Here is a 1,004-nt window from a genome sequence, read left to right as displayed (position 1 = left end):
ACTGCTTCCTAGCCTCCCACCTATCCTGTACATGCAATACCGGACCCCAGTACCAAACTGGAGTAAAGCTCCATGGGGTCTTTCCGTCCTGGCGCAGGTAACCAGCATCTTCACTGGTACTTCAATTTCACCGGATGCATTGTCGAGACAGCGCTCAAATCATTACGCCTTTCGTGCGGGTCGGAACTTACCCGACAAGGAATTTCGCTACCTTAGGACCGTTATAGTTACGGCCGCCGTTTACTGGGGCTTAAATTCAAAGCTTCGCTTGCGCTAACCTCTCCTCTTAACCTTCCAGCACCGGGCAGGCGTCAGCCCATATACCTCACCTTTCGGTTTCGCATAGACCTGTGTTTTTGCTAAACAGTTGCTTGAGCCTATTCTCTGCGGCCACTTCTCAGTGGCACCCCTTCTCCCGAAGTTACGGGGTCATTTTGCCGAGTTCCTTGACAATGCTTCTTCCGCCGGCCTTAGGATTCTCTCCTCATCCACCTGTGTCGGTTTACGGTACGGGTACGGTATAAACAATAGCGGCTTTTCTTGACGCATGGCTCACGGACTTCGCTACTTGTATTTCGCTCCGCATCACAGCTTCCCATTGACACCCGGATTTGCCTGAGTGTCTGGTACCCTGCTTGCACCGGGCTTTCCATTCCCGGCTTCCGCTTTCCTTACGTGTCCCCACAGTTCTGTCATACCGCAGTACAGGAATCTCCACCTGTTGTCCATCGGCTACGACTCTCGTCCTCGCCTTAGGCCCCGACTTACCCAGGGCAGATCAGCTTTACCCTGGAAACCTTGGATATTCGGCCTAAAGGATTCCCACCTTTATCTCGCTACTCATTCCGGCATTCTCTCTTCCATGCAGTCCACAGCTCCTTACGGTACTGCTTCGTTCCGCATGCAATGCTCCTCTACCGATCCTTTCGGATCCCTTAGTTTCGGTGGTACGTTTCAGCCCCGGACATTTTCGGCGCAGGGCCTCTCGACCAGTGAGCTATTAC

General features: G+C 53.1%; 1 rRNA gene. It reads right to left on the bottom strand.

Going from position 1 to position 1,004, the window contains the following annotated elements:
* Window positions 1-1,004 (bottom strand): 23S ribosomal RNA (locus AB5170_RS22440); the annotation flags it as partial.

The organism is Ruminococcus sp. RTP21484sp1_RTP21281st1_A8_RTP21281_210402 (assembly GCF_040914025.1).
GTDB classification, from domain to species: domain Bacteria; phylum Bacillota; class Clostridia; order Lachnospirales; family Lachnospiraceae; genus Blautia_A; species Blautia_A faecis.
This window is presented reverse-complemented; position numbering and strand designations above follow the sequence as displayed.